Source organism: Arthrobacter ginkgonis (assembly GCF_039540195.1).
GTDB lineage: Bacteria > Actinomycetota > Actinomycetes > Actinomycetales > Micrococcaceae > Zafaria > Zafaria ginkgonis.
In genome coordinates this window covers 1-25,462 of record NZ_BAABEO010000012.1, presented here as the reverse complement: position 1 = coordinate 25,462, position 25,462 = coordinate 1, and the positions used below count along the sequence as shown (strand labels likewise).

General features: G+C 70.5%; 22 protein-coding genes and 1 rRNA gene. 11 read left to right on the top strand and 12 right to left on the bottom strand.

Going from position 1 to position 25,462, the window contains the following annotated elements; translation table 11 throughout:
- Window positions 1-2: 2 nt before the first annotated feature.
- Entirely contained in the window at window positions 3-1,910 is a 1,908-nt protein-coding gene (locus ABD912_RS09800; RefSeq protein ID WP_345150427.1) for an AMP-binding protein, read from the bottom strand.
- A gap of 189 nt (window positions 1,911-2,099) precedes the next feature.
- Between ABD912_RS09800 and ABD912_RS09795 the strand changes: the two genes are divergently transcribed.
- Genes ABD912_RS09795 through ABD912_RS09780 form a run of 4 tightly spaced genes read left to right on the top strand, consistent with a single transcriptional unit; the run spans window position 2,100 to window position 6,376 of the window.
- The gene (locus tag ABD912_RS09795; RefSeq protein ID WP_345150425.1) at window positions 2,100-2,744 is read left to right on the top strand and encodes a GntR family transcriptional regulator; all 645 of its coding nucleotides are present in this window, start codon (window positions 2,100-2,102) and stop codon (window positions 2,742-2,744) included.
- A gap of 11 nt (window positions 2,745-2,755) precedes the next feature.
- Entirely contained in the window at window positions 2,756-4,273 is a 1,518-nt protein-coding gene (locus tag ABD912_RS09790; protein WP_345150424.1) for an MmgE/PrpD family protein, read from the top strand.
- A complete protein-coding gene (prpB, locus tag ABD912_RS09785; protein WP_345150421.1) occupies window positions 4,274-5,203 on the top strand; it encodes a methylisocitrate lyase in 930 nt (309 codons plus the stop codon). It abuts the gene before it with no gap.
- 33 nt (window positions 5,204-5,236) lie between these two features.
- Complete coding sequence (locus ABD912_RS09780; protein ID WP_345150754.1) at window positions 5,237-6,376, top strand: bifunctional 2-methylcitrate synthase/citrate synthase; 1,140 nt, start codon at window positions 5,237-5,239, stop codon at window positions 6,374-6,376.
- A 35-nt stretch (window positions 6,377-6,411) separates the two neighbouring features.
- Here the strand turns inward: ABD912_RS09780 and ABD912_RS09775 are convergent, their stop codons facing one another.
- The 10 genes from ABD912_RS09775 to ABD912_RS09730 all read right to left on the bottom strand — a co-directional run bounded on the left by ABD912_RS09775 (window position 6,412) and on the right by ABD912_RS09730 (window position 16,541).
- Entirely contained in the window at window positions 6,412-6,939 is a 528-nt protein-coding gene (locus ABD912_RS09775) for an 8-oxo-dGTP diphosphatase (RefSeq protein ID WP_345150419.1), read from the bottom strand.
- A gap of 36 nt (window positions 6,940-6,975) precedes the next feature.
- Window positions 6,976-7,890 (bottom strand): site-specific tyrosine recombinase XerD, encoded by a 915-nt coding sequence (xerD, locus tag ABD912_RS09770; RefSeq protein WP_425548051.1) that lies wholly within the window; start codon window positions 7,888-7,890, stop codon window positions 6,976-6,978.
- Between the two features lie 233 nt (window positions 7,891-8,123).
- Window positions 8,124-8,816 (bottom strand): NUDIX hydrolase, encoded by a 693-nt coding sequence (locus tag ABD912_RS09765; RefSeq protein WP_345150415.1) that lies wholly within the window; start codon window positions 8,814-8,816, stop codon window positions 8,124-8,126.
- A gap of 2 nt (window positions 8,817-8,818) precedes the next feature.
- Complete coding sequence (locus ABD912_RS09760; protein WP_345150413.1) at window positions 8,819-10,501, bottom strand: CTP synthase; 1,683 nt, start codon at window positions 10,499-10,501, stop codon at window positions 8,819-8,821.
- A gap of 79 nt (window positions 10,502-10,580) precedes the next feature.
- Entirely contained in the window at window positions 10,581-12,305 is a 1,725-nt protein-coding gene (gene recN / locus ABD912_RS09755; protein WP_345150410.1) for a DNA repair protein RecN, read from the bottom strand.
- Window positions 12,302-13,309, bottom strand: a complete 1,008-nt coding sequence (locus tag ABD912_RS09750) for an NAD kinase (RefSeq protein ID WP_345150408.1) — start codon at window positions 13,307-13,309, stop codon at window positions 12,302-12,304. Before ABD912_RS09750 ends, recN begins: the two co-directional genes overlap by 4 nt.
- Window positions 13,310-13,358: 49 nt before the next feature.
- Window positions 13,359-14,198 (bottom strand): TlyA family RNA methyltransferase, encoded by an 840-nt coding sequence (locus tag ABD912_RS09745; protein ID WP_345150406.1) that lies wholly within the window; start codon window positions 14,196-14,198, stop codon window positions 13,359-13,361.
- Window positions 14,198-14,491 (bottom strand): hypothetical protein, encoded by a 294-nt coding sequence (locus tag ABD912_RS09740; RefSeq protein ID WP_345150404.1) that lies wholly within the window; start codon window positions 14,489-14,491, stop codon window positions 14,198-14,200. The genes ABD912_RS09745 and ABD912_RS09740 overlap by 1 nt, the downstream gene beginning before the upstream one ends.
- 82 nt (window positions 14,492-14,573) lie before the next feature.
- Window positions 14,574-15,551 (bottom strand): HAD-IIA family hydrolase, encoded by a 978-nt coding sequence (locus ABD912_RS09735; RefSeq protein WP_345150401.1) that lies wholly within the window; start codon window positions 15,549-15,551, stop codon window positions 14,574-14,576.
- A gap of 15 nt (window positions 15,552-15,566) precedes the next feature.
- Window positions 15,567-16,541 (bottom strand): hypothetical protein, encoded by a 975-nt coding sequence (locus ABD912_RS09730; RefSeq protein ID WP_345150398.1) that lies wholly within the window; start codon window positions 16,539-16,541, stop codon window positions 15,567-15,569.
- 66 nt (window positions 16,542-16,607) lie between these two features.
- Here ABD912_RS09730 and ABD912_RS09725 point away from each other — a divergent pair, with 66 nt between their 5' ends.
- A complete protein-coding gene (locus ABD912_RS09725) occupies window positions 16,608-18,080 on the top strand; it encodes a hypothetical protein (protein ID WP_345150396.1) in 1,473 nt (490 codons plus the stop codon).
- 98 nt (window positions 18,081-18,178) lie between these two features.
- On the opposite strand, the gene rrf is transcribed toward ABD912_RS09725, so the two are convergent.
- Window positions 18,179-18,295 (bottom strand): 5S ribosomal RNA (rrf, locus tag ABD912_RS09720).
- Between the two features lie 385 nt (window positions 18,296-18,680).
- Here rrf and ABD912_RS09715 point away from each other — a divergent pair.
- The 6 genes from ABD912_RS09715 to ABD912_RS09690 all read left to right on the top strand — a co-directional run bounded on the left by ABD912_RS09715 (window position 18,681) and on the right by ABD912_RS09690 (window position 25,350).
- On the top strand, window positions 18,681-19,919 hold the full coding sequence (locus ABD912_RS09715) for a CaiB/BaiF CoA transferase family protein (protein ID WP_345150393.1): 1,239 nt from the start codon (window positions 18,681-18,683) through the stop codon (window positions 19,917-19,919).
- Window positions 19,920-20,792, top strand: a complete 873-nt coding sequence (locus ABD912_RS09710; RefSeq protein WP_345150391.1) for a hydroxymethylglutaryl-CoA lyase — start codon at window positions 19,920-19,922, stop codon at window positions 20,790-20,792. It abuts the gene before it with no gap.
- A gap of 126 nt (window positions 20,793-20,918) precedes the next feature.
- Entirely contained in the window at window positions 20,919-22,325 is a 1,407-nt protein-coding gene (locus ABD912_RS09705; protein WP_345150389.1) for a 2-hydroxycarboxylate transporter family protein, read from the top strand.
- 37 nt (window positions 22,326-22,362) lie between these two features.
- The gene (locus ABD912_RS09700) at window positions 22,363-22,911 is read left to right on the top strand and encodes a gamma carbonic anhydrase family protein (protein ID WP_345150386.1); all 549 of its coding nucleotides are present in this window, start codon (window positions 22,363-22,365) and stop codon (window positions 22,909-22,911) included.
- Window positions 22,912-22,956: 45 nt separating this feature from the next.
- On the top strand, window positions 22,957-24,657 hold the full coding sequence (locus ABD912_RS09695; RefSeq protein WP_345150383.1) for a thiamine pyrophosphate-binding protein: 1,701 nt from the start codon (window positions 22,957-22,959) through the stop codon (window positions 24,655-24,657).
- A gap of 39 nt (window positions 24,658-24,696) precedes the next feature.
- The gene (locus tag ABD912_RS09690; RefSeq protein ID WP_345150380.1) at window positions 24,697-25,350 is read left to right on the top strand and encodes an IclR family transcriptional regulator; all 654 of its coding nucleotides are present in this window, start codon (window positions 24,697-24,699) and stop codon (window positions 25,348-25,350) included.
- Window positions 25,351-25,462 lie beyond the last annotated feature (112 nt).

Sequence of the window (25,462 nt, the reverse complement as noted above, 5' to 3'; positions counted from 1 at the left end):
CCTCAGGCGCCCCCGCCGGGGCGCAGCAGCGGCAGCAGGGCCTCGATGACGGAGGCGTCCTCGATGGTGGAGGGCACCGAGTACTCCTTGCCGTCGGCGATCTGGCGCATGGTCTTGCGCAGGATCTTCCCGGAGCGGGTCTTGGGCAGCGCCTCGACCACCCGGACCTCGCGGAAGTCGGCCACGGGGCCGATCTGCGCCCGGACCAGGGCCACCAGTTCGGTGCGCAGCTGCTCCTCGGCAATGTCGGCCCCGTGCTTGAGCACCACGTAGCCGCTGGGCCGCTGGCCCTTGAGGCTGTCGGCGACGCCGATGACCGCGCATTCGGCCACCGCCGGATGGGATCCGAGCACCTGCTCCATGGCCCCGGTGGAGAGCCGGTGGCCGGAAACGTTGATGACGTCGTCAGTGCGGCCCATCACGAACAGGTACCCGTCCGCGTCCACGTACCCGGAGTCGCCCGTGGCGTAGTGGCCCGGGAACTGGGTGAGGTAGGAGTCGATGTAGCGGGCGTCGTTGCCCCACAGCGTCGCCAGCGTCCCGGGAGGCAGCGGCAGCCGGAGGGCGATGTTGCCCTCCTCCCCCACCGGGACCGGGTCCCCGAGCGCGTCCAGGATCTCCACCGCGTAGCCGGGCACCGGCACCGTGGGCGAGCCGGCCTTGCGCGGCAGTTCCTGGAGCCCCAGCGGGTTGGCCGCGATCGGCCAGCCGGTCTCCGTCTGCCACCAGTTGTCCACCACGGGGACCCCGAGCGCGCGCTCGGCCCAGTGGTAGGTCTCCGGATCCAGCCGCTCTCCCGCGACGAACAGCGCGCGCAGCGTGGAGGTGTCGTACCCGGCCAGCAGGGCCGCCTCGGGGTCGGCCTTGCGGATGGCGCGCAGCGCCGTGGGGGCCGTGAACAGGACGTCGACGCGGTGCTCCTGCACCAGCCGCCAGAACGCGCCGGCGTCGGGGGTGCCCACCGGCTTGCCCTCGTAGAGGACGGTGGTGGCTCCGGCCAGCAGCGGCGCGTAGACGATGTAGGAGTGCCCCACCACCCAGCCGACGTCGGAGGCGGTGAGCATGGTGTCTCCGGGGCCGACCCCGTAGATGTTCTCCATCGACCAGGCCAGCGCCACCGCGTAGCCGCCGGTGTCCCGCACCACGCCCTTGGGGGCGCCGGTGGTGCCGGAGGTGTAGAGGATGTACAGGGGGTCGGTCGCCGCGCACTCCACCGGCCCGGCCGGTTCGGCGTCCGCGGCCAGCGTGTCCCAGTCGTGCCAGCCCGCCCGGTTCCCTGCGTACTCCTCCAGGTCGTGCGCGAAGCCGCCACGGTGGGCGACGACGATGTGCGGGACCTGGTGGGCGGCCAGCCCGAGGGCCTCGGCGACGGCGGGCAGGTACTCGACGCGGCGGCTGGGTTCGATGCCGCCGGTGGCGGTGACGATGGCCGCGGGGGTCGCGTCGTCGATGCGCGCCGCCAGTTCGCGCGGCGCGAAGCCGCCGAAGACCACCGAGTGCACGGCCCCGATCCGGGCGCAGGCCAGCATGGCGACAACGGCGCGCGGGACCATCGGCAGGTACATCACCACGCGGTCGCCCTTGCCCACCCCCAATCCAACCAGGACCCCGGCGAAGGTCTCCACCTCGGCCAGCAGTTCGGCGTACGTGTAGGTGCGCCGCAGCCCCAGCACCGCGGAGTCGTAGACCAGCGCCGTCGCCCCGCCGCGGCCGGCGGCGACGTGGCGGTCCAGCGCGTTCACGCTCATGTTCAGCGTCCCGTCGGGGAACCAGCGGTACAGCGGGGCGTGCGCATCGTCCAGGGCCCGCCGCGGGGGCCGGTCCCAGGCGACCCTGGCGGCGGCCTCGAGCCAGAACGACGCCGGGTCCCGGCGGCTTGCCTCGTAGGTTGCGTGGTAGGTGGCTGGCATCGCGAACTCCCTTGTTGCTGGCGGCCCTGTCGGCAGGTCTTTCGGGTGGACCGGCACTACCACGACGATATGTTGCGCGTCACGGCAGCACAAGCCTTTTGTATACACAGATGGATCGAAAGGACGATTTCCTCGGATTTTTTCCGACAATTTCCCCCACCGGCCGAGGAGTGTGTATACACTGGAGGCATGAGGGCGAGTGACAAGGCCTACGCGGAGCTGCGTAGGGACATCGTGGAATGGAAGCTCCCGCCGGGCACCGTGCTGGGCGAGGTGGAGCAGGCCGAACGCCTCGGGGTCTCCCGCACTCCGCTGCGCGAGGCGCTGGCCCGGCTCTCCGCCGACGGGCTCGCCGTGCAGCAGCGCGGCCGCGGCGCCGTCGTCTCCGACGTCTCCCTGGACCACCTCGACAACCTCTTCGAGCTGCGCCGGGCACTCGAGGTCGAATCCTCCCGGCTGGCGGCCCGCACCGAACACCGCGAGGGCTTCGCCAAGCTCGCCCAACGCTTCACCGAGGCGGCCGACGTGCTTGGCCGCGGCGGCCCCGCCGTCGCGCTGGAGCCGTACTACCGCCTCGCCGGGGAACTGGACGAGGCCATCGACGAAGCCGTCGACAACCCGTACATCGAGCAGGCGCTGCGCGGGCTGCGCACGCACCTGGCCCGCGTGCGCCGGTTGGCGCAGGACGCCCCGGACCGGCTGCGCGCCTCGGCGTTCGAACACGCCTCGATCGCCGGCGCCATCGCCGCCGGCGATCCCGAACTCGCGGCGGCGGCGACGCTGCTGCACCTGAGCCACAGCCTGGACCACATCAAAACCCACGCAGGATCCTGAGAGGACACCACATGATCAACCACTCCGTGCGCGTCTACCGAAGCGAGGAAAACCTGCCCCGCGAGGAGCAGCTGGCCCACAAGATCGCGGAGGTCGCCGCCGACCCGGTGGAGGTGGCCCCCGAGGTCACCGAGATGATCATCAACCGCATCATCGACAACGCGTCCGTCGCGGTCGCCTCCCTCAACCGCGCCCCGATCGTCTCGGCCCGCGCCCAGGCGCTGGCCCACGCGCCGTCGACCGGCGGGGCCGGAGCCAGCGTGTTCGGCATCGGGGAGAAGGTCTCCCCGGAGTGGGCCGCTTGGGCCAACGGCGTGGCCGTGCGCGAGCTGGACTACCACGACACCTTCCTGGCCGCCGAGTACTCCCACCCGGGCGACAACATCCCGCCGATCCTCGCCGTCGCCCAGCACACCGGCGCCTCCGGCCGGGACCTGATCCGCGGCATCGCCACCGGCTACGAAATCCAGGTGGACCTGGTGAAGGCCATCTGCCTGCACAAGCACAAGATCGACCACGTCGCGCACCTGGGCCCGTCCGCGGCCGCCGGCATCGGAACCCTGCTGGGGCTGGACGTGGAGACCATCTTCCAGTCCGTCGGCCAGGGCCTGCACACCACCACGGCCACCCGCCAGTCCCGCAAGGGCGAGATCTCCACCTGGAAGGCCCACGCCCCCGCGTTCGCCGGCAAGATGGCGGTCGAGGCCGCCGACCGCGCCATGCGCGGGCAGACCTCCCCGGTGCCGATCTACGAGGGCGAGGACGGCGTCATCGCCTGGCTGCTGGACGGCCCGGACGCGCACTACGAGGTCCCGCTGCCGGCCCCGGGCGAGGCCAAGCGGGCCATCCTGGACACCTACACCAAGGAGCACTCCGCCGAGTACCAGGCGCAGGCCTGGATCGACCTGGCCCGCAAGCTGCACAACGAGCACCCGGAACTGGCCGACCCGCAGAACGTGGCCAAGGTCCTGATCAAGACCAGCCACCACACGCACTACGTGATCGGCTCCGGCGCCAACGACCCGCAGAAGTACGATCCGACGGCCTCCCGCGAGACCCTGGACCACTCCATCCCGTACATCTTCACCGTGGCCCTGCAGGACGGGCGCTGGCACCACGTGGATTCCTACTCCCCCGAGCGGGCCGGCCGCCCCGACACCGTGGAGCTGTGGCACAAGGTCACCACCGAGGAGGACCCGGAATGGACCCGCCGCTACCACTCGCTGGACATTTCGGAGAAGGCCTTCGGCGGCTCGGTGGAAATCACCCTGGCCGACGGGCGCACCATCACCGACCGGATCGCCGTGGCCGACGCCCACCCGCTCGGTGCCCGGCCGTTCGCCCGCGAGCAGTACATCAACAAGTTCCGCACGCTGGCCGAGGGCCTGGTGGAGCCGGACGAGATCGACCGCTTCATCGCCGCCGCGGAAAACCTGGAGAAGCTGGGCGCCGGCGAGCTGGACCAGCTCAACGTCAAGGCCGCCCCGGGCGTGATCGACCTGGCTTCGGCGCCGAAGGGACTGTTCTAGATGCTGTATTCCCACACCACCCCCGAGGCCAAGCGCCGGATCTTGCGCGAGCTGCTGGTGCCGGGCGCCGCCCGGCAGTTCCCGGGCGCGTTCAACCCGCTCTCGGCCCGGCTGATCGGCGAGAAGGGCTTCGACGGGGTCTACATCTCCGGTGCCGTCCTGGCCAACGACCTGGGCCTGCCGGACATCGGGCTGACCACGCTGACCGAGGTCGCCACCCGCGCCGGGCAGATCGCCCGGATGACGGACCTGCCGGCGATCGTGGACGCGGACACCGGCTTCGGCGAGCCGATGAACGTGGCCCGCACCGTCCAGGAGCTGGAGAACGCCGGCCTGGCCGGATGCCACATCGAGGACCAGTTCAACCCCAAGCGCTGCGGGCACCTGGACGGCAAGAACGTGGTGGACCTGGACACCATGGCCAAGCGCATCGCCGCCGCCGCGGACGCCCGCCGCGACCCGAACTTCCTCATCATGGCGCGCACCGACGTGCGCGCCGTGGAGGGGCTGGACGCGGCGATCGACAGGGCCAAGGCCCTGGTCGACGCCGGGGCGGACGCGATCTTCCCGGAGGCCATGAAGGACGTCTCCGAGTTCGAGGCCGTCTGCAAGGCCGTCGACGTTCCGGTACTGGCCAACATGACCGAATTCGGCAAGAGCGAACTGTTCACCCGGCAGCAGCTCGCCGACGCCGGCGTGGCGATCGTGATCTACCCGGTCACCCTGCTGCGCAGCGCCATGGGCGCGGCCGAACGCGTGCTGGACGCCCTGGCGGCCCAAGGCACCCAGGAATCCGCGGTGGAGGAGATGCTCACCCGGGCCCGCCTGTACGAACTGGTCGACTACGAGGCCTACAACCGCTTCGACACCGGCATCTTCAACTTCCAGGTTCCCGGCCTGGATATCGGAAGCAACAACGCCGCCCTTTAGGCGCCTCACAAGGAGAGCTGTGCCATGAATGCGATGAATGAAACCGTGGAGATCCACAAGGGCCTGGCCGGCGTCGTTGCCGACTACACCGCCATCTCCAAGGTCAACCCGGACACCAACTCGCTGCTGTACCGCGGGTACCCGGTCCAGGAGCTGGCCGCCTCCCGCAGCTTCGAGGAGGTCGCCCTGCTGCTGTGGACCGGGGAGCTGCCGACCCCCGCGGAGCTGGAGGAGTTCAGCGGGTTCGAACGCTCCCACCGGGGGCTGGACCCGAAGGTCCAGGCCGCGATCGACCTGCTGCCGACCACCTGCCACCCGATGGACGTCGGCCGCACCGCGGTCTCCGTGCTGGGCGCGAACCACCCGCAGGCCGACGACTCCTCCCCCGCGGCGGAGCTGGCCAAGGCCAAGCAGCTGTTCGCCGCCTTCCCCGCCGTCGTCGCCTACGACCAGCGCCGCCGGCGCGGGCAGGAGCCGGTCCCGGCGCGCACCGACCTGGACTACGCGCACAACTTCCTCTGGATGACCTTCGGCGAGGAGTTCCCCGAGGACGTCGTGGACGCGTTCCGGGTCTCGATGGTGCTCTACGCGGAGCACTCCTTCAACGCCTCCACCTTCACCGCGCGCGTGGTCACCTCCACGCTCTCGGACCTGCACTCGGCCGTGACCGCCGCGATCGGCGCGCTCAAGGGCCCGCTGCACGGCGGAGCGAACGAGGCCGTGATGCACACCTTCGAGGAGATCGGCATCCGCCGGGACGAGCCCCGCGACCAGGCCGCGGCCCGCGCGAGGGCCTGGATGGAGGACGCGCTGGCCAACAAGCGCAAGGTCATGGGCTTCGGCCACCGCGTCTACAAGCACGGGGACTCCCGCGTGCCCACCATGAAGGCCGCGCTGGACAGGATGGTCGACCACTACGACCGGCATGACCTCATGGGCCTGTACGACGGGCTGGAGCAGGCCATGGACGAGGCCAAGGGCATCAAGCCCAACCTCGACTACCCCGCGGGGCCCACCTACCACCTGATGGGCTTCGAGACGGACATGTTCACGCCGATCTTCATCGCCGCGCGCATCACCGGCTGGACCGCGCACATCATGGAACAGCGCGCCTCCAACTCGCTGATCCGCCCGCTCTCCGCCTACAACGGCCCGGAGGAGCGCCACCTCTGAGCCCGTGCCGTGCTGCCGCACCGCGCCGGCGGGCCTCAGGCCAGCGGCGCGGTGCGGAACTCGGCGACGGCCTGGTTGTCCAGGGCCAGCACCACGGTGGCGGCAAACCGCTCCCCCGCGAGCAGCCGCGGCAGCCACAGCGCCGAGTCGTCCCACATCCGCGCGAACGGCAGGTCCGCGACCGGGCACCACAGCGGGGCGATCTCCGCCGACTCGACGGCGTCGCCGTGGGCGGTGGGGGTCAGGAAGACGGTGCAGTCCATGTCGGAGGCGGGACTGGCGGGGAAGCGGAAGGCCACCGTGCCGGCGCGCTCCAGGTCCTCCGGGTCCGCCACCAGGCCGGTTTCCTCGGCCAGTTCGCGCACGGCGGCCTGCGCCGCGGATTCGCCCGGCTCCACCTTGCCGCCCACGCCCACCGTCTTGCCGCGTCCGAACCCGGTCTTCTTCACCCCGAGCAGCACCTGCGGCACGCCGGCCCGGGTGCGCAGCACGAAGCAGAGCACGACAGCGACGGGCCGGGTTCCGCTTCCCGCGCCGCTTCCCGCGCGGGTTGAATCAGGCACCGGCGCTCACGCGATCGCGCCTCATGCAGTCGCGCCTCATGCAATCGCCCGCGGATGGGTGGCGGCGTAGACCTCGCGCAGGGTGTCCGCGGTGACCAGGGTGTACACCTGGGTGGTCGTGACGGAGGCGTGCCCCAGCAGTTCCTGGACCACGCGCACGTCCGCACCACCCTCGATCAGGTGGGTGGCGAACGAGTGGCGCAGGGTGTGCGGGGAGACGTCCTTGTCGATGCCGGCGCGCTCGGCGGCCGCCTTGAGCACGGCCCAGGCGGACTGGCGGCTGAGCCGTCCGCCGCGGATGTTCAGGAACAGCGCCGGCGTGCCCTTGCCCTTGGCCGCAAGCCCGGGACGGCCGCGCACCAGGTAGGACTCCAGCGCGGCGGCGGCGTAGGAGCCCAGCGGCACGATCCGCTCCTTGGAACCCTTGCCGAACAGGCGCACCACCGCGGGCCCGTCGGCTGGCCGGTCAAGGTGCAGGTCGTCGACGTCCAAGCCGATCGCCTCGCTGATGCGCGCACCCGTGGCGTAGAGGAACTCCAGCAGGGCGCGGTCGCGCTGCCCGGCCTCGGTCTCGGTCGGCACGGATTCGAGGATGGCGGTGACCTCGGCAATGCTGATGGCCTTGGGCAGGCGCTTGCCGGGCGAGGGCGGATGCAGGTCCGCGGCCGGGTTGTCGGCGGTGGTGCCCTCCAGCGCCCAGAACCGGTGCAAACCGCGCACGGCCACGATGCAGCGGGCCGCGGAGCGGGCGCTCAGCGGGGAACCGCCGTCGGAGCCCTCCCGAACCGCCTGCGCGAAGCCGGTCAGGTGCCGGTGGTGGACGTCGTCGGCGCCACCGACGCCGGCAGCCTCCAGGTAGGCGGCGTAGCGCAGCAGGTCCCGGCGGTAGGCGGAAACGGTGTTGCGGGCCATGCCGCGCTCGACGGCCAGGTGCTGGAGGTAGGCCTCCATCTGGCGCCCTGTCTTGGTCGAGGCCAGGTCCGGGCGCGGCGGCGCCGGCGGCTTGGGCTCGGCGGGTTTCTTGGGCACCGCCCGTTGTTTGGAGGGGGCCGATTGTTTGGAAGGGGCCGGCTGCTGGGGTTCGGCAGGGTGCTGGGCCGAGCCCAGCAGCGTGACCGGGGCGGTGCCCGGTCCGGAAACGGTGGGCACCAGGCGCGGGATCACCTTGGTCCGCTGGATCTCGCTCATGCGCCGGTGGTGGGGTTGCCGGCTCCGTGGCCGGAGGACGCCCCGCGCAGGCGGGGATGGGCTTCCCAGGGGGCGTCGGCGGGACGCAGCCCCGCGTAGCCGTTGCGGGAGGCCGCGGCGCAGGCCAGCAGGCCGGCCACCGCGGAGGGGTTGTGGATGCGCCCGTCGAGGACCGCCGCAACGGCCTCGTCGAGCGGGACCCACTCGGTGGCCATGTCGGCCTCCTCGTCCGTGCGCACGTGGCGGGCGTGCATGGGGACCTCGCTGACCCCGCGGGCCAGGAAGATCCGGATCGCCTCGCTGGAGGAACCGGGGGAATTGAACATGTCGGTGAGGACCTGCCACGAATCGGCGGCGAGGTCCGCCTCCTCGGCCAGTTCGCGGGCGGCCGCCAGCTGCGGGGCCTCGCCGTGGACATCGAGCAGCCCCGCCGGGATTTCCCACAGCAGCATGCCGACCGGGTGCCGGTACTGGTTGATCAGCAGCACCCGTTCGCGCTCGTCCAGCACGACGACGGCGACCGCCCCGGGGTGGTCGATGTAGTCGCGCACCAAGGGGGGTTCGCCCGCGGAGTACTCGAAGGTGTCCTGGCGGACGTCCCAGATGCGTCCGGCGTAGACCGTCTCGGAAGACAGCAGGCGGCGCGGGCTGAGCGCGTCGGCCAGCCCGTCGCCGCCTGCCTCAACCACTGCTACCGACCGGTCTTCTGGTGCTCGAGGGCCGCCTTCACCAGGCCCGCGAACAGCGGGTGCGGGCGGGTCGGGCGGGAGCTGAGCTCCGGGTGGGCCTGCGTGGAGACGTAGTACGGGTGCACGTCCTTGGGCAGCTCGACGAACTCGACCAGCGTGCCGTCCGGCGAGGTGCCGGAGAAGACCAGGCCGGCCTCGGACAGCTGGGCCCGGTAGGCGTTGTTGACCTCGTAGCGGTGGCGGTGGCGCTCGGAAACCGCCGTCTTGCCGTAGGTCTGCGCCACGACGGAGTCCTCGAGCAGGGCCGCCGGGTACAGGCCCAGGCGCATGGTGCCGCCCAGGTCGCCCTTGCCCTCGACGATGTCGACCTGCTCGGCCATGGTCGCGATGACCGGGTACTCGGTGTCCGGCTCGAACTCGGTGGAGGACGCGCCCTCCAGGCCCAGGACGTCGCGGGCGTACTCGATCACCATGGACTGCAGGCCCAGGCACAGGCCCAGGGTCGGCAGCTTGTGCTCGCGAGCGAACTTCAGGGCGCCCAGCTTGCCCTCCAGGCCGCGGATGCCGAAGCCGCCCGGGACGCAGATCGCGTCGACGCCGGCCAGGGCCGCCGCGGCGCCTTCCTCGGTGTCGCACTCGTCGGAGGGAACCCAGCGGATCGCGACCTTCGCCTTGTTCGCGAAGCCGCCGGCGCGCAGCGCCTCGGTCACGGACAGGTAGGCGTCCGGAAGGTCGATGTACTTGCCGACGAGGGCGATCTCCACGTTGTGCTTGGGGTTGTGGACGACCTCGAGCAACTTGTGCCACTTGGTCCAGTTGACGTCCTTGAACTTCAGCCCCAGCGACTGGACGATGTAGGCGTCCAGCCCCTGCTCGTGGATCGTGACGGGGATGTCGTAGATGCTCGGGGCGTCGGCGCAGTTGACCACGGCCTCGGGCTCGACGTCGCAGGTGCGGCCGATCTTGGCGCGCATCTCCTGCGGGATCTCGCGGTCGGAGCGGATCACCAGGGCGTCCGGCTGGATGCCGATCGAACGCAGCGCCGCCACGGAGTGCTGGGTCGGCTTCGTCTTCAGTTCCTGGGACGGGCCGATGTACGGGACCAGGGAGACGTGGACGAAGAACACGTTGTTGCGCCCGATGTCCTGGCGCACCTGGCGGGCCGCCTCGAGGAACGGCTGGGATTCGATGTCGCCGACCGTGCCGCCGATCTCGGTGATGATCACGTCCGGGGCCTTCTTGGCCTCGGACGGCAGGCGCATACGGCGCTTGATCTCATCCGTGATGTGCGGGATGACCTGCACGGTGTCGCCCAGGTAGTCGCCGCGGCGTTCCTTCTCGATGACCGTGGAGTACACCTGGCCGGTGGTCACGTTGGCCGAACCGTCCAGGTTCTCATCAAGGAAGCGCTCGTAGTGACCGATGTCCAGGTCGGTTTCCGCGCCGTCGTCGGTGACAAACACCTCGCCGTGCTGGAAGGGATTCATGGTCCCGGGATCGACGTTCAGGTAGGGGTCGAGCTTCTGCATCGTGACCGAGAGGCCGCGGGCCCGAAGCAGGTGACCGAGGCTGGAAGCCGTCAGCCCCTTGCCCAGGGACGAGGCCACGCCGCCGGTGACGAAGATCTGCTTGGTTGATTCAATACGGGAAAGATTACGCTGCACCACGGAATTCGAGCCTATCATCTTTTCGCCGGGGACATGGATGGGGCAACTCTACAGTCCGCCCCGGGAGGTGTCTGCCGGGGGCGACGCGTCCGGGACGTCAGCCCATGGCGGCAACCGCCGCCTGCGCGTCGGCCAGCAGCTCCTCCGCGTGCGCCTGGGCGGTTCCGGATTCCTCCTGGCCCGCCAGCATCCGCGCCAGTTCGCGGACCCGGTCCGGCCCCTCCAGCAGCAGGACGTCGCTGGCGGTGAACCCAGCTGCCGCGTTGGAGTTCTTGATCACACGCACGTGCCGGTCGGCATAGGCGGCCACCTGCGGCAGGTGGGTCACCACGATCACCTGGACGTGCCGGGCCAGCATGGCCAGCCGGCGGCCGATCTCCACCGCTGCCTTGCCGCCGACGCCGGCATCGACCTCGTCGAAGACGAACGTCGGGACCGGGTCGACCTCGGCCAGGACCACCTCGATGGCCAGCATGACGCGGGAGAGTTCGCCGCCGGAGGCGCCCTTGCCCAGCGGGCGCGGGACGCTGCCGGCGTGCGGCTGCAGCATCATCGAGACGGCGTCCCGGCCGTGCCGGGTGAGCTCCTCCCCCGGCTGCACCTCGACGACGAACCGGGCGTCGGGCATCGCCAGGGCCGCCAGCTCGGCGCTGACCCGGCGGGAGAGGCTTTCGGCCGCCTTCGTGCGCAGCGCGGTGATCTTCTGCGCGCGCCGGTCCAGCTCCTCGGCGAGCGCCTGCTCCTGGGCGGTGAGGGCCTCGATGCGCCCGGTGTCGTCCTGCAGTTCGTCCAGCCGGGCGCGGTTCCTCCCGGCCCATTCGATGACCTCGTCGATGCTGGGCGCGTACTTGCGGATCAGCCGGTTCAGGTCCGCGCGGCGCGCTTCCACCTCGGCGAGGCGCTCGGGGCCTTCGGAGTCCAGCGAGGCGGCGTAGCCGGCCAGGTCGGTGGAGATGTCCGCGAGCAGGTACCCGACCTCGGCCAGCCGTCCGGCGAGGGCGGCGAGCTCGGGGTCGTCGCCCTGCACGTGTTCCAGCGACCGCTTGGCCGCATCCACGAGCGTGACGGCGTCCCCGCCCTCGCTGTAGTCCTCGGCGACCAGCGCCGAGTGGGAGAGCATCGCCGCGGTGCGCAACCCCTCGACGTTGGCCAGCTTCAGGGCCTCCCCCTTGAGCGCTTCGTCCTCGCCGGGCTGGGGGTCGACGCCGTCGATTTCCTCGAGGGCGACCTGCAGCGCCTCGGCCTCCCGCAGGCGCTCCCGCGATTGGGAGGTCAGCTCCTCCAGCGTCGAGCGCACCTGGCGCCAGCCCCCGTAGGTGTCCGCGTAGCCGGCCAGCTCCCCGGCCAGTTCGGGTCCGCCGAACTTGTCCAGCGATCCGCGCTGGGCGGCGGCGCTCTTCAGCCGCAACTGGTCCGTCTGGCCGTGCACGGCCACCAGGTCCTCGCCAAGCTCGGCCAGCACCCCGACCGGGGTCGAGCGGCCCCCGACGGCGGCCCGGCTGCGGCCCTCCGCGCTCAGCACGCGGGCGATGATCAGTTCGGTGCCGTCGCCGTAGTCCTCCACCAGCGCTCCGGCCTCCTCGGCCCGCTCCAGGGCGCGGCTGCCGCGGGGCAGGCGCAAGGTGGCCTCGGCAACGGCCTGCGCCGCGCCGTGGCGCACGGCGCCGGCATCGGCGCGGTGGCCCAACAGCAGGCCCAGGGCCGTGATGACCATGGTCTTGCCCGCGCCGGTCTCGCCGGTGACCACGCTGAGGCCGGGCCCCAGCGGCAGGGTGGCTTGGCTGATGACGCCCAGGTCGCTGATGCGGATCTCTTCGATCACGGGTGCTCCCTTTCCGGCCGCGGGGCGTAGTGCCGCGGCTCGATGACGTGGAGGGAACCGGGGACCGTGGGCAGCGCCGCCGTTTCCGTCTCGCGGTCCTTGACCGGAACGGGGCCGCGCCAGCCCTTGGTCGGCAGTTCGAACTTGCGCACCAGGCGTTCGCTGAACGGGGTGCGGTTCACGCGGGCCAGCCGCACGGGCCGGTTGGAGCGGGTCACCTCCACCCGGGAGCCCGGGGGCAGGTCGACGGTGCGCCGGCCGTCGCACCAGAGCACTGCCTGCGCATCGGTGCGGGTCAGCAGTTCCAGCGCCATGACGGACGTCGGGGCGATCACCAGCGGCTTGGCGAACAGCGCGTGCGCACTGATGGGGACCATGATCAGGGCCTCCACCTCGGGCCACACCACCGGCCCGCCGGCGGAGAACGCATAGGCGGTGGAGCCGGTTGGGGTGGCCATGACCATGCCGTCGCAGCCGAAGGTGCTGATGGGGAGGCCGTCGACCTCCATGACCACCTCGATCATGCGTTCGCGGTTGGCCTTCTCGACGGCGGCCTCGTTGAGCGCCCAGGTGCGGGCGATGCGGCGGTTGCCCAGCCACACCTGGACATCGATCGCCATCCGCTCCTCGACCGTGTACTCCCGGTTGACCACCCAATCGACGGTCTGGGCCAGGTCCGCGTGCTCGCTTTCGGCGAGGAAGCCGACGTGGCCGAGGTTCACGCCCAGCAGCGGGACGTTGGAGTTGCGCACCAGTTCGGCAGAGCGCAGCACGGTGCCGTCGCCGCCCAGGACCATGCCCAGGTCGACGCTGTCGAGGCTGGTGTCCTCGTCGAGGATCTCCACCTCCAGGGATTCGCCGGCGGCGGTGTTGCGCAGGTTCTGCAGTTCCAGCCGGCGCATGACCGGAATCAGGCCGGCACTGCGCAGCCGCGTGCAGGTGTCCAACGCCGCCTGCAGCGAATCGGGCCGCCCAGTGTGCGCGAGGACCAGGATCCTTCTCATGCGTTCCTTCCGGTCGCCGGGCCGGTCCCGCGGATCAGGGTCGGCCGTTTCAAGAATAGTCAACGGCTCCGATATCCACCGGCGGCAGGGCCGACGCGTTTCCTGGGGCCTTCCCGGCCGGGCCCGCGGCACCGGTTTCGGCGGCACCGGTTTCGGCCGGGCGGCGCAGCCAAAGGAAGAACTCGACGTTGCCGTCCTGGCCAGGCAGCGGGCTGCGGGCCAGCCCCGCCAGGTCCAGTCCGGCCTCGGCCGCGGCCGCCAGCACGCCCTCGACGGCGCGGCGGCGCAAGCCCGCGTCGGTGACGACTCCGGTGCGGGCCAGGTTGTCGCGGCCGACCTCGAACTGCGGCTTGACCATCAGCACCAGGTCGCCGCCGGGGCGGGTGGCTGCCGCGAGCGGGGCCACCACCAGGGTGAGGGAGATGAAGGAAAGGTCCGCGACCACCAGGTCCACGGGGCCGCCGATCCCGGCGGGGTCCAGGTAGCGAATGTTCAGGCCCTCGTGCACGTCCACCCGCGGGTCCGCGCGCAACTGCGGCACCAGCTGGTCGTGGCCGACGTCGACGGCCACGACGCGGCTCGCGCCCCTGCGCAGCAGGACATCGGTGAATCCGCCGGTGGAGGCGCCGGCGTCCAGGCAGCGCCTGCCGGGGACCACGACGGCGGAGAAGGCTTCCAGCGCGCCCGCCAGCTTGTGCCCGGCGCGGCTCACGTACTCCTCCGCCGCGGCCGGCAGAACCTCCACCGCGGCATCGGCGGGAACGCTCCGGGAGGCCTTGGCCGCCGTCGTGCCGTCGAGGCGGACGCGCCCCTCGGCGATCAGCGTTGCCGCGTGCGTGCGGGAGCGGGCGAGCCCGCGGGCAACCAGCTCCTGATCCAGCCGCGCCATTACGCCTCCCCCACCGCAGTGTTTGGGCCAGCGCTGTTCGAACCAACGTTGTCCGAAGCGGTGTCCGAAAGGTCCGCGTCGGCGTCGAGCGCCTGCAGCAGGGCCTCGTGGAGGCCGTCGTAGACGGCGGCGTGCTCCCCCACCGGCAGATCGGGCAGGCCGCCGAGCACGGACAAGGCGGCGGCGAGTCCAGCCTCGCCGGATCCGTCACCGGGTGCGGCCCCGCCGCCGGCCCGCGTGGCCGTGTCCGGCCAGGCGGGAGCACCGGACCGGTTCGGTTCCGGGGTGTTCACGGGGCCTCCCTAAGGTATGGCGCTGAGGTACGGCGCTGCGGATGTGTGGTGCGCTGGGCGGATGCCGCCAGCATGGTGCCGGTCAGGCGCCGACGAAATCCACCTGCGGGAGCCTGGCCGTTTCCGCATGCGGGTGCGCGAGCCACCAGGCCGCGCAGGCCGCACGCCAGGCGTTCAGGTCGGTGCTTTCGCCCGCAACGGTGAGCGTGTCGCCGTCGACCTGGGCGCGGGCCTCGCCGCACGTGAAGCCCGCCCCGTCCCCACGGACCTCCGGGTACGGCAGGTACAGCTCGGTGAGGTCGGCGATCAGGAAGTCGGGGCGTTCGTCGCGGCGTGCGGCAAGGATGCTTTCGGGGGTGTCGACGCCGGTGAGCACGGCCGCGGTGCTGTAACCGGCCGCGTTGCCACCGCGGATGTCGGTATCCAGCCGGTCGCCGACCACCAGCGGGCGCGCTGCCCCGAGGCGCGTCGCGGCGCGGCGGAACAGCAGCGGTTCCGGCTTGCCGGCCACGTGCGGAACGGCTTTGGAGGCGGCGGCGACGGCCGCGACCAGCGAGCCGTTGCCCGGGGCCATGCCTTCGGCGCGCGGGATGGTGAGGTCGGTGTTGGTGGCGACCCACACGGCACCGGCGCTGACCGCGTAGGAGGCCTGGGCCAGGTCGGTCCAGCTGACGGCGGGGTCGAAGCCCTGGATGACGGCCGCGGGATGCTCCGCCGCGGAAGCGACCGGGCTCAGGCCGTGGCGGACCACCTGCTCCCGCAGGTAGGCGCTGCCGACCACCAGGACGCTCGCTCCGGGCTCGACGAGCCCGGCCAGCAGTTCGGCGCCGGCGTCTGCGGAACCGAACACCTGCTCGGCGGAGGCCGGGGCGCCGAGGTCGCGCAGATGCGCGGCAACGGCGTCGGGAGACCGCGAGGCGTTGTTGGTGATGTACGCCAGCGAGACGCCGGCCGAGGCCAGGCGATCGAGGGAGCCCACGGCTCCCTCGATCGCCCCGGCACCGGCGTAGACCACGCCGTCCAGGTCGGACAGGACGGCGTCGAAACCGGAAATCAGCATCGCTACGGTGTGCCCTTAGCGCTCGTCGGAGGTCGCGTCGATGGAGGCCGGGTCCTGCTCGTCGGCGCCGAAGGAACCGAAGTCCTCTTCCGAGTCCTCGTCCTCCTCGTCGTCCTCGTCGAAGTCAGGATCCTCGCCGGCCGAATCGTCGTCGTCGTACTCTTCGTCCTCCTCGTCATCGTCGAAGGCGTCCTCGGAGTTGCCGTCCTCGTCGATGCCATCCGCGCTGTCCAGGGACGCCTCGGCGGCTTCGGCCGACAGTCCGTCCTCGGCGTCGATGCCCTGCGGGGCGTCTTCGCGGTCCAGGACGTCCTTGGCACGCGGCTTGCGGACCGGCTCTTCGTCGTCCTCGACCAGGTCGATGATGTCCGGCTCGGCGAACTCGCCCACACCGAGGGCGCTCTCGGCGACCGTCACCTGGCGGCGCCAGCGGTAGGCCTCCTCGTCGCGGCCGACGGCCTCGAGGGCGTCGGCGTAGGCACCGAACAGGCGCGGGCTGAAGGAGAACGCGCGGTTGATGTCCAGCTGCGGGATCTCCAGCTCGGCGAGGGCAGCCTCGAGGTTGCCGAGATCGGTCTGGGCGCCGGAGGCGATGATCGCCATCTCCACCTGGCCGGGGATGTCCAGCGTCAGGGCCTCTTCGCTGTGCGCGGTTTCGAGGGCCTTTTCCGGGCGGCCAAGGCCGCGTTCGCAGTCGGCCATCACCGGCAGGTGGACGTTGGACCCGCTGATGCGGCGGTGGGTGCGGAATTCGCGCAGCGCGTCGGCGTAGTGGCCGGCGGTGTAGGCGGTCAGGCCCACGGCCTCGCGGACGACGGCCACGCGGCCGCCGCGGCGGCTCGCAGCCAGGGCGTGCTCGTAGGCGAGGTCCGGCTCGATGTCGATCAGGCGACCGGCCATGACCAGGTGCTTGGACACCCACTCGCCATTCTGCTCGTCGAGGTACTTCAGCTCCGCCTTGGTGATGCGGTCAAGTTCCTTGCCGGTCACATCGTCGTCGATGTCCGGGGACTTGGGGCGGTCCGGGCGGTTCGAGCTGCGCAGGTCGGCCGCGTTGTGCGGGGCGCGCTCGCCTTCCGGGCGCGGCCAGGAGCCGGCTTCGTCACGGCTGCGCGGGGGGCGTGCGTCCCGGCGGTCATCACTGCGGAACCCGCCTTCACGGCGGTCTCCACCCTTGAAGCCGCCCTCACGGTTGAAGCCACCCTCACGGCGGTCCCCGCCCTGGTAACCACCCTCACGGCGCTCTCCACCCTTGAAGCCGCCTTCACGGCGGTCGCCGCCCTTGAAGCCGCCCTCACGGTTGAAGCCGCCTTCGCGACGGTCTCCGCCCTGGTAGCCACCTTCACGGCGGTCGCCACCCTTGAAGCCACCCTCACGGTTGAAGCCGCCTTCGCGACGGTCTCCGCCCTGGTAGCCACCTTCACGGCGGTCACCACCGCGGAATCCACCTTCACGGCGGTCGCCACCCTTGAAGCCACCCTCGCGACGATCTCCGCCCTGGTAGCCACCTTCACGGCGGTCGCCACCCTTGAAGCCGCCCTCACGGTTGAAGCCGCCTTCGCGACGGTCTCCACCCTGGTAGCCACCTTCACGGCGGTCGCCACCGCGGAATCCACCTTCACGGCGGTCCCCGCCCTTGAAGCCGCCCTCACGGTTGAAGCCGCCTTCGCGACGGTCTCCGCCCTGGTAGCCACCTTCACGGCGGTCGCCACCGCGGAATCCACCTTCACGGCGGTCGCCACCCTTGAAGCCGCCCTCACGGTTGAAGCCGCCTTCGCGACGGTCTCCGCCCTTGAAGCCACCCTCGCGACGATCTCCGCCCTGGTAGCCACCTTCACGGCGGTCGCCACCGCGGAATCCACCTTCACGGCGGTCACCACCCTTGAAGCCGCCCTCACGGTTGAAGCCACCTTCGCGACGGTCTCCGCCCTTGAAGCCACCCTCGCGGTTGAAGCCGCCTTCGCGACGGTCTCCGCCCTGGTAGCCACCTTCACGGCGGTCGCCACCGCGGAATCCACCTTCACGGCGGTCCCCGCCCTTGAAGCCGCCCTCACGGTTGAAACCACCTTCGCGACGGTCCCCGCCCTTGAAGCCACCCTCGCGGTTGAAACCACCCTCGCGACGGTCGCCACCCTTGAAGCCACCCTCGCGACGGTCGCCACCCTTGAAGCCACCCTCGCGACGATCTCCGCCCTGGTAACCGCCTTCGCGACGGTCCCCACCACGGAAACCACCCTCGCGGCGGTCGCCACCCTTGAAGCCACCTTCGCGACGGTCCCCGCCCTGGTAGCCACCTTCACGGCGGTCACCTCCGCGGAAACCACCCTCGCGGCGGTCGTTGCCATAAGCTCCACGGCCGCCCGACTGCTGCTTGTTGTAGGTGCCGGAGCGCTGCTCGCGGGGATTCCTCTGATCTTCAGCCACTTTGGCCGTTCCTCTCTGCGGAACGCATCCAAACGCTCCAGGTGGTGTTCAAAAAACAACGCGGCACTGGTGGTACCGCCGCAAAATGGACTCATCCAATATTAGACGAGCCGCAAGCCAGCAGCTTAGGGATCCGATTGAGGGATCGCTGCTGGTCTTAAACGTCAGGGCCCCGACTAATTGGTCGGGGCCCTGCAAATGTTGTCCGGCGGTGTCCTACTCTCCCACACCCTCCCGGGTGCAGTACCATCGGCGCTGTGGGTCTTAGCTTCCGGGTTCGGGATGGGACCGGGCGTTTCCCCCACGCTATGACCGCCGTAACCCTTTTTCGCCTCACCGAATCCCTGAGGATGCCTGGTGCGCGAAGCCTGTGATTACGAGCCATTCATGGACTCAATGCATCAATCTTACATGACATTTGAGGCCCTCCCTACCACCGGGCCGCTCCGGGGAACGTTTTCAGGGTGATCTCGATTACGCGCCCCCACGGAAGGGGCGAACGCCCTGCATCCACAAACCCGCGCCCCACTCGCGTGAGGCTTGCCCGGCGGTGCCCCGGGCCGCTAAGCCGCTCGAAAAACCACCCACCCACCCCACAGTCGAAAAAAGGGTGTTGTGCGCGTCACATCTCACTGCTAACGTTTCCCCGCTAAATGACAGGCGATTCCCACTAGGTGGGAGTTTTTCACAGGCGGGACGAATTTCATGACCGACGAACTACAGATCGAGGGCAATTCCCTTCCGTTGGAGGGTGTTCGCGTGCTGGAACTGGGCAGCTTCATCGCGGCCCCTTTCGCGGCCAGGCTTTTCGGCGACTTCGGCGCGGAGGTCATCAAGATCGAGCGGCCCAACGGCGGTGACGAGCTGCGAGACTGGCGCAAGACCCGCGGCACCACCTCGATGCTGTTCCGCACGATCGGGCGCAACAAGAAGTCCGTGGCCTTGGACCTGCGCAGCGACTTGGGCCGCGAAGCGGTCAAGCGCATCATCGCCACGACCGATGTACTGATCGAGAACTTCCGCCCCGGCACGCTCGAGAAGTGGGGCTTGGGGCCGGACGAGCTGACCAGGATCAACCCCGACCTCGTCTTTGTGCGCATCTCCGGCTACGGGCAGACCGGCCCCTACAAGGACCGCGCAGGGTTCGGCAGCTCCGCGGAGTCCTTCGCCGGCCTGCGCTACATCACCGGTGAGCCGGACCGCCCGGCCGGCCGCGCCGCGGCCAGCATGGGTGACACCGTCGCCGGGCTCTACGGCGTCATCGGCGCCCTGATGCTCATGCTGCAGAAGGCCAAGGGTGTGAAGCACACGGGCCCGCAGACGGTCGACGTCGCCCTCTACGAGGGCGTGTTCAGCCTGCTGGAGTCGCTGGTCCCGGACTACGACGCGTATGGCATGATCCGCCAGCGCACCGGCGGGGCCCTGCCCGGCGTCGTTCCCACCGGCTCCTACCCGACCGGCGACGGCCTCGAGGTGGTCATCGGCGGCAACTCCGTCTCCGTCTTCAAGCGCCTCATGCGCGCCGTCGGCCGCGAGGACCTCGCCGGGGACGCGACCCTCGAGACCACCGAGGGACGCAGCGCCCGCGAGGAGGAGCTCAACGGAATCATCGCCGCGTGGACCAGCGCCCGCCCGCTCCCCGAGGCCCTCGACGGCCTCAACGCCGCCGGCGTGCCGGCCGGCCCCGTCTACGACGCTCCGTCCATCGCCAACGACGAGCACTACCTCGCCCGCGACATGATCCAGACCCACGAGGTCCTCGTCGAGGACGAACCCGAACTCATCCGCTTCCCCGGCGTCGTGCCCAAGATCCCCGGCCACGAAGGGCGGGTCCAGTGGGTCGGCCCCGATCTGGGCCAGCACACCGACGAGATCCTGCGGGACGTCGCCGGGTTCACCGAGGACGAGCTCGTCCGCCTGCAGGCCCCCGAGGAGGTGCGCTAAATGCGGATCCAAGTCACCGACGTCTTCCTCCGCGACGGCCTCCAGGACGAGGACGCGATCGTCTCCGTCGAGGACCGGATCGCCATCGGCGAGGCCATCGCCGCGGCCGGAATCGGCCGGCTCGAGGTAGCCTCCTTCGTCAACCCGGCCCGCGTCCCGCAGATGGCCGGCGCCGAGCATGTGCTCGCCGGAATGAAAGCGCGCACGACGGCGGAACTCACGGTCCTGACCCTCAACGGCAAGGGCGTGGCCCGGGCCGTGGAGTCCGGGGCGCGCAACATCCAGATCGTGACGTCGGCGAGCCAGGCGCACAGCACGGCCAACGCCGGCCGGGGCATCGACGAGGCCATGGCCAGCCTGGCGGCCGAGGTGGTCAAGTACCCCGACGCCAACTTCTTCGCCGGGATCTCCACCGCCTTCACCTGCCCCTTCGAGGGCCGGATCGATCGCGACCGCCTGCTGAAGATCGTCCGCGCGTTCAAGGACATGGGCGTGCGCGACATCGGCCTGGCCGACACCTTGGGCACCACCGGGCCCGAGGAGGCCATGGCCAGCGTCCACCACGTCCTGGACGCCGAACCCGGCCTCACGTACTACCTGCACCTGCACAACGCCCACGGCCGCGCCTTGGAGACCGTCGATGCCGCCATCGCTGCCGGCATCACCCGGTTCGACGCGGCGCTCGGCGGCTACGGCGGCTGCCCGTTCGCGCCCGGCGCTCACGGCAACATCGCCACCGAGGAGCTGGTCCGCCACCTCCACGCCGCCGGCCACGAGACCGGCATCGACGAGGACCGCCTCGCCGAGGCCGTCGAGCTCGGCCGGGCCACCCTGGCCCGTTCGCCCCGGGTGGCGGAGCCGGCCACGCGCTAACCCGCTGCAGCAGTATCCCCTGCGGCATTCCCCTTTCGGGGCCGGCTGTCCGGCCCCGAAAGGAGCGCCCGACGTCACGGTCCGGGGCGTACCCCCTCACACACCTCACCCACTTGGGAGACCACCATGTCCGAGAACAAACTGGACACCATGAACGACGAGACCGCGGTCAACGGCGACTCCGGCATGTCCCGCCCCGTCGAGGCCTCGGTCGGCAACCGCCTCGGCACGCACCACCCGGGCAGGCTGGGCCTGAAGATCGCCAGCCTCCCGCTGCCGGTCTACCTGGCGATGGCCGCCGTCGTCTTCATCGCCGCCCTGACCGGCACGCTGCCCGAGTCCATGGTCTCCGGCTTCGCCGTGACCATCCTGTTCGGCGGGCTGCTCATCTGGATCGGCAACCTGTTCCCGGTGGTCCGCGACTTCGGGCTGCCCACCGTCCTGTGCACCTTCGTGCCGGCCCTGCTGCTGTTCATGGGGCTGCTGCCGGAGAACCTCGTGACGGTGGTCCAGACCTTCGTGGACCCGCAGGGCTTTTTGGACTTCTTCGTCGTCGCGATCATCGCCGGCTCCATCCTCGGCATGCCGCGGGCCCTGCTGCTCAAGGCCGGCCCACGCTTCGCGGTCCCCCTGCTGGGCTGCCTCGTGGCCACCTTCGTCATCATCGGCGCGATCGGCGCCGCCATGGGCATGGGCTTCTTCAACGCCATGCTGATGATCGCCGCCCCGATCATGGCCGGCGGCCTGGGCCTGGGCGCCCTGCCCATGTCGGAAATGTACGCCGCCAAGACCGGCACCGATCCCGCCACGTTCATGGGCGACCTGCTCTCCGCCGTCGTCCTGGCCAACGTCGTCTGCATTCTCATCGCCGGCCTCTACAACGGCCTGGGCAAGCGCCGCAAGCAGCTGTTCGTCGGCTTCAACGGCCACGGCGAGCTGATGCGCATCAAGGGCACCGCCGGCGAGCTCAGCACCCCGAAGAAGCGCGACGCCTCCTCCTACCTCGCCCTGGGCAAGGGCCTGGCCATCGCGTCCGTGCTGTTCGTCCTCGGCGAGCTGCTCGGTACCTACCTGGAGTTCCTGCACCCGTACGCCTGGACCATCATCGCCGCGGCCGCGCTGAAGATCTTCGGCCTGCTTCCCCAGGACCTCGAGGACTCCGCCTCCGACTGGGGCGAGATGGTCTCCTCGGTGCTGGTCCCGGCCCTGCTGGTCGGCGTCTCCATCACCTACATCAAGATCGACGAGGTCCTCGCCTCCATGGGCAACCCGGTGTTCATCGTGCTGACCATCGCCACCGTCATCGTCGCCACCCCCTCCTCCGGATTCCTCGGCTGGCTGGTGAAGTTCCACTTCGTCGAGGCCGCGATCACCCCCGGCCTGGTCATGGCCGACACCGGCGGATCCGGCGACGTGTCCGTCCTCTCGGCCGCCAACCGCATGCACCTGATGCCGTTCGCGGCGCTGACCAACCGGATCGGCGGAGCCCTGGTCCTGTTCGTGACCGCCCTGCTGGTCCCCTTCATGGGCTGACGCCCGGCCCTCTCCACTTCCAGTAAAGGAACGTTCCATGAACCCCCTCATCGTCTCCATCGCCGGCCACGCCCCGAACATCGCGACGGACGCCTGGATCGCCCCGACCGCCGCGGTCATCGGCGACGTCGAAATCGGCCCCGCCACCGGCATCTTCTACGGAGCCGTGCTCCGTGCCGACATGGAATCCATCACCGTCGGCGCCGGATCGAACGTGCAGGACACCGCCGTCGTTCACGCCGACCCCGGCCATCCCGCACGGATCGGGGACCACGTCAGCATCGGGCACGGGGCGGTCCTGCATGGCTGCACGGTCGGCGACGGGGCCCTGATCGGCATGAACGCCACCGTGCTCAACGGCGCCACCGTTGGCGCGGGCTCGCTGGTCGCCGCCAACGCGCTGGTGCTCGAGGGCACGGAAATTCCTCCGGGTTCCCTGGTCGCGGGCGTCCCCGCCAAGGTGCGCCGACCGCTCACGGCCGAGGAGGTCGAGCACTGCCGGCAGAACGCCGCGACGTACGAGGCGCTCACCCGCAAGCACCGCCACGCGCAACCTGTCGCCCAATCTGTCGCCCAGCCCGCCTGAGCACCCGAACAACCGCTCCGAACCGAACCGAACCGAAGGACAACGATGCCAAATCCCACCGCCACTCATGCCAGCGAAATTGGACGCGAAACGGTTCCGTTGCCGGACGAGGGGCACCTGTCCGCGGCCGTAGCGGAGGTCGTGTCCCAGCGCGCCGGGCACCTGTTCGGACTGATGGGCAACGGAAACGCCCATCTCATCAGCTACCTCACGCATCGCGGCTTCCCGTTCACGTCCGCCCGCCACGAGGCCGCGACCATCGCCATGGCCGATGCCTACCACCGCGCCACCGGAGAAATCGCCGCCGCGACGACGACGTACGGCGCCGGTTTCACCAACGCCTACACCACCCTCGCCGAAGCACGAATTGCCCGAATCCCGCTGGTCCTCGTGGTGGGGGACGCGCCCGCGGGCGGCCGGCGCTTCTTCGACATCGACCAAGTGAAGGCCGCTGAAGCCGTTGGCGTCACCACGCTCGTCGTCGATCCGACGAACGCGGCCGAAATCGCCCACCGCGCCTTTGACCTGGCCCTGCAGACGGTCCAGCCAGTGGTGCTCGCCATCCCCTACGACTTGGCCACGGCCCCGCTGGCCGCCCCGCAGTCGCTGGAACCGCTCCCCACAAAGCCCGCCTGGCCCGCCCTGCCCAATGATCTGGACCGCGTGGCCGCGCTGCTCCGGGCTGCCGAGCGCCCCCTCATCCTCGCCGGACGCGGCGTCCTCCTGGCCGGCGCGGCGGCCCCGCTCCGGGACTTGGGCGACCGCTTGGGCGCCCTGTTCATGACCTCCGTCATGGCGGCCAATGCCTTCAACAGCCCGTGGGACCTGGGAATCGCCGGCGGCTTCACGCGCAGCCACCGGCTGGAGTTCGCCCGCGAGGCCGACCTGGTGCTGGTGGTCGGTGCCAGCCTCAACACCTTCCAGACCCGCTACGGGACCCTCTTTCCGGCCGGCACCCGGGTGGTCCGCATTGACAACGAACCCGCCTCGGCGCAGCCGTTTGACGGAGAGTACGTCCGGGCCGATATCTTGCCCTTCATTGAGGGCTTGCTTGAGCGGGTGGGGGCTAGCGGGGCCCCGACCTGGCGCGACCGCGTTCCCGAGGTGGCCGGAGACTCCTTCCGGTCCTCCGAGCCGGTGGAGGATCCCGCCGAATTCGGTCCGGATGGAAGGCTCAACCCGCGAACGGTGGTCGCGGCACTGGAACGGGTCCTCCCCGCGGAGCGGTCGGTGGTCATGGACGGCGGACACTTCATCGGGTGGGCGCCGATGTACCTGTCCGTGCCCGACCCGCACGCGATGGTCCTCGTCGGCACCGCCTTCCAGTCGATCGGACTGGGCTTCGGTTCCGCGGCAGGAGTCTCGGCTGCACGCCCCGACCGCACCACGGTCCTGGTCACCGGAGACGGTGGCGGACTGATGGGCCTGGCCGACGTCGAAACGTTCCTGCGTGCGACCCGTCGAGGTGTCGTGGTGGTGCTGAACGACTCCGCCTACGGAGCCGAGTTGCACCAGTACGCCTCCAAGGGGCTGCACGACCACGCGATGCTCATCGACGAAGTCGACTTCGCCGCCGTCGGGCGGGCGCTCGGCGCGGACGGGGCGAAGATTCACCGGCTGGCGGAGCTGTCCGTTCTCGAGGAATGGCTTGCCACCCATAAGGAGGGCGTGTTCGTGCTCGACGTCGCGATCTCGCAGAAGGTGGTGGCTGAATACATGGCCGCCTCGCTGGAACGGAGCAGGTGAGACATGCGTGCGGAGCGGGGCTGACCGTAGGCTAGCGGCATGTCTTCTCCCGAACCTTCCGGCAGCAACCGCACCCTTGAGCGGACCGCCGCGATCCTCGACGCCGTTGGGCACTCCGCCGTCTCCGCCAGCGAGCTTTCCCGCCGCACCGGACTCTCCCTGTCAACGGCGCATCGCCTGGCCCTGCAAATGGCCGAGTACGGGTTCCTGCGGCGCACCGACGACGGGGCGTTCCGGCTTGGCCACCGGTTCGTCCGCTCGGCACTGGAGAACGCGGCCCTTCCCGTGCTGGAGCGGCTCCGGGACACGACGGGCGAGACCGCCCAGCTCTGGGTCCGGCGGAGCGACGAACGTATCTGTCTGCTCAGTTCCGACAGCCGGCACGAGCTGCGGGCCACCCTGCCTCCCGGTTCCCGGCTCCCCCTGCCAGCCGGATCCAGCGGGCGGCTGCTGGCCGCCGAAAGCGAAGCCCTGCAGGACGTACAGACGAAGGGGTGGGTCGAGTCCGTCGGCGCGCGGACGCCCGGCCTGGGATCCGTCAGCGTCCCGGTTCCCCTCGATGGTCAAACCCTGGCCGTGGTCTGCCTTGCCATGCCCTTGGCCCGGGTTTCCGTCTCGCCGGGAGAAGACTTCGGAGGCGCCGTCATCCAGGCCGCCCGCCAGATCAGCGACACCATGGCGCAGCGCAAGTAGTCCGGGAAAGCCGCATAGCGGAGCGGCCAGAATCGACTCAGAATCTTGGGGGTGTTAAAGGCGTCAGGCCCCCGACCGTGTGGTCGGGGGCCTGGCGTGAATGGTTGTCCGG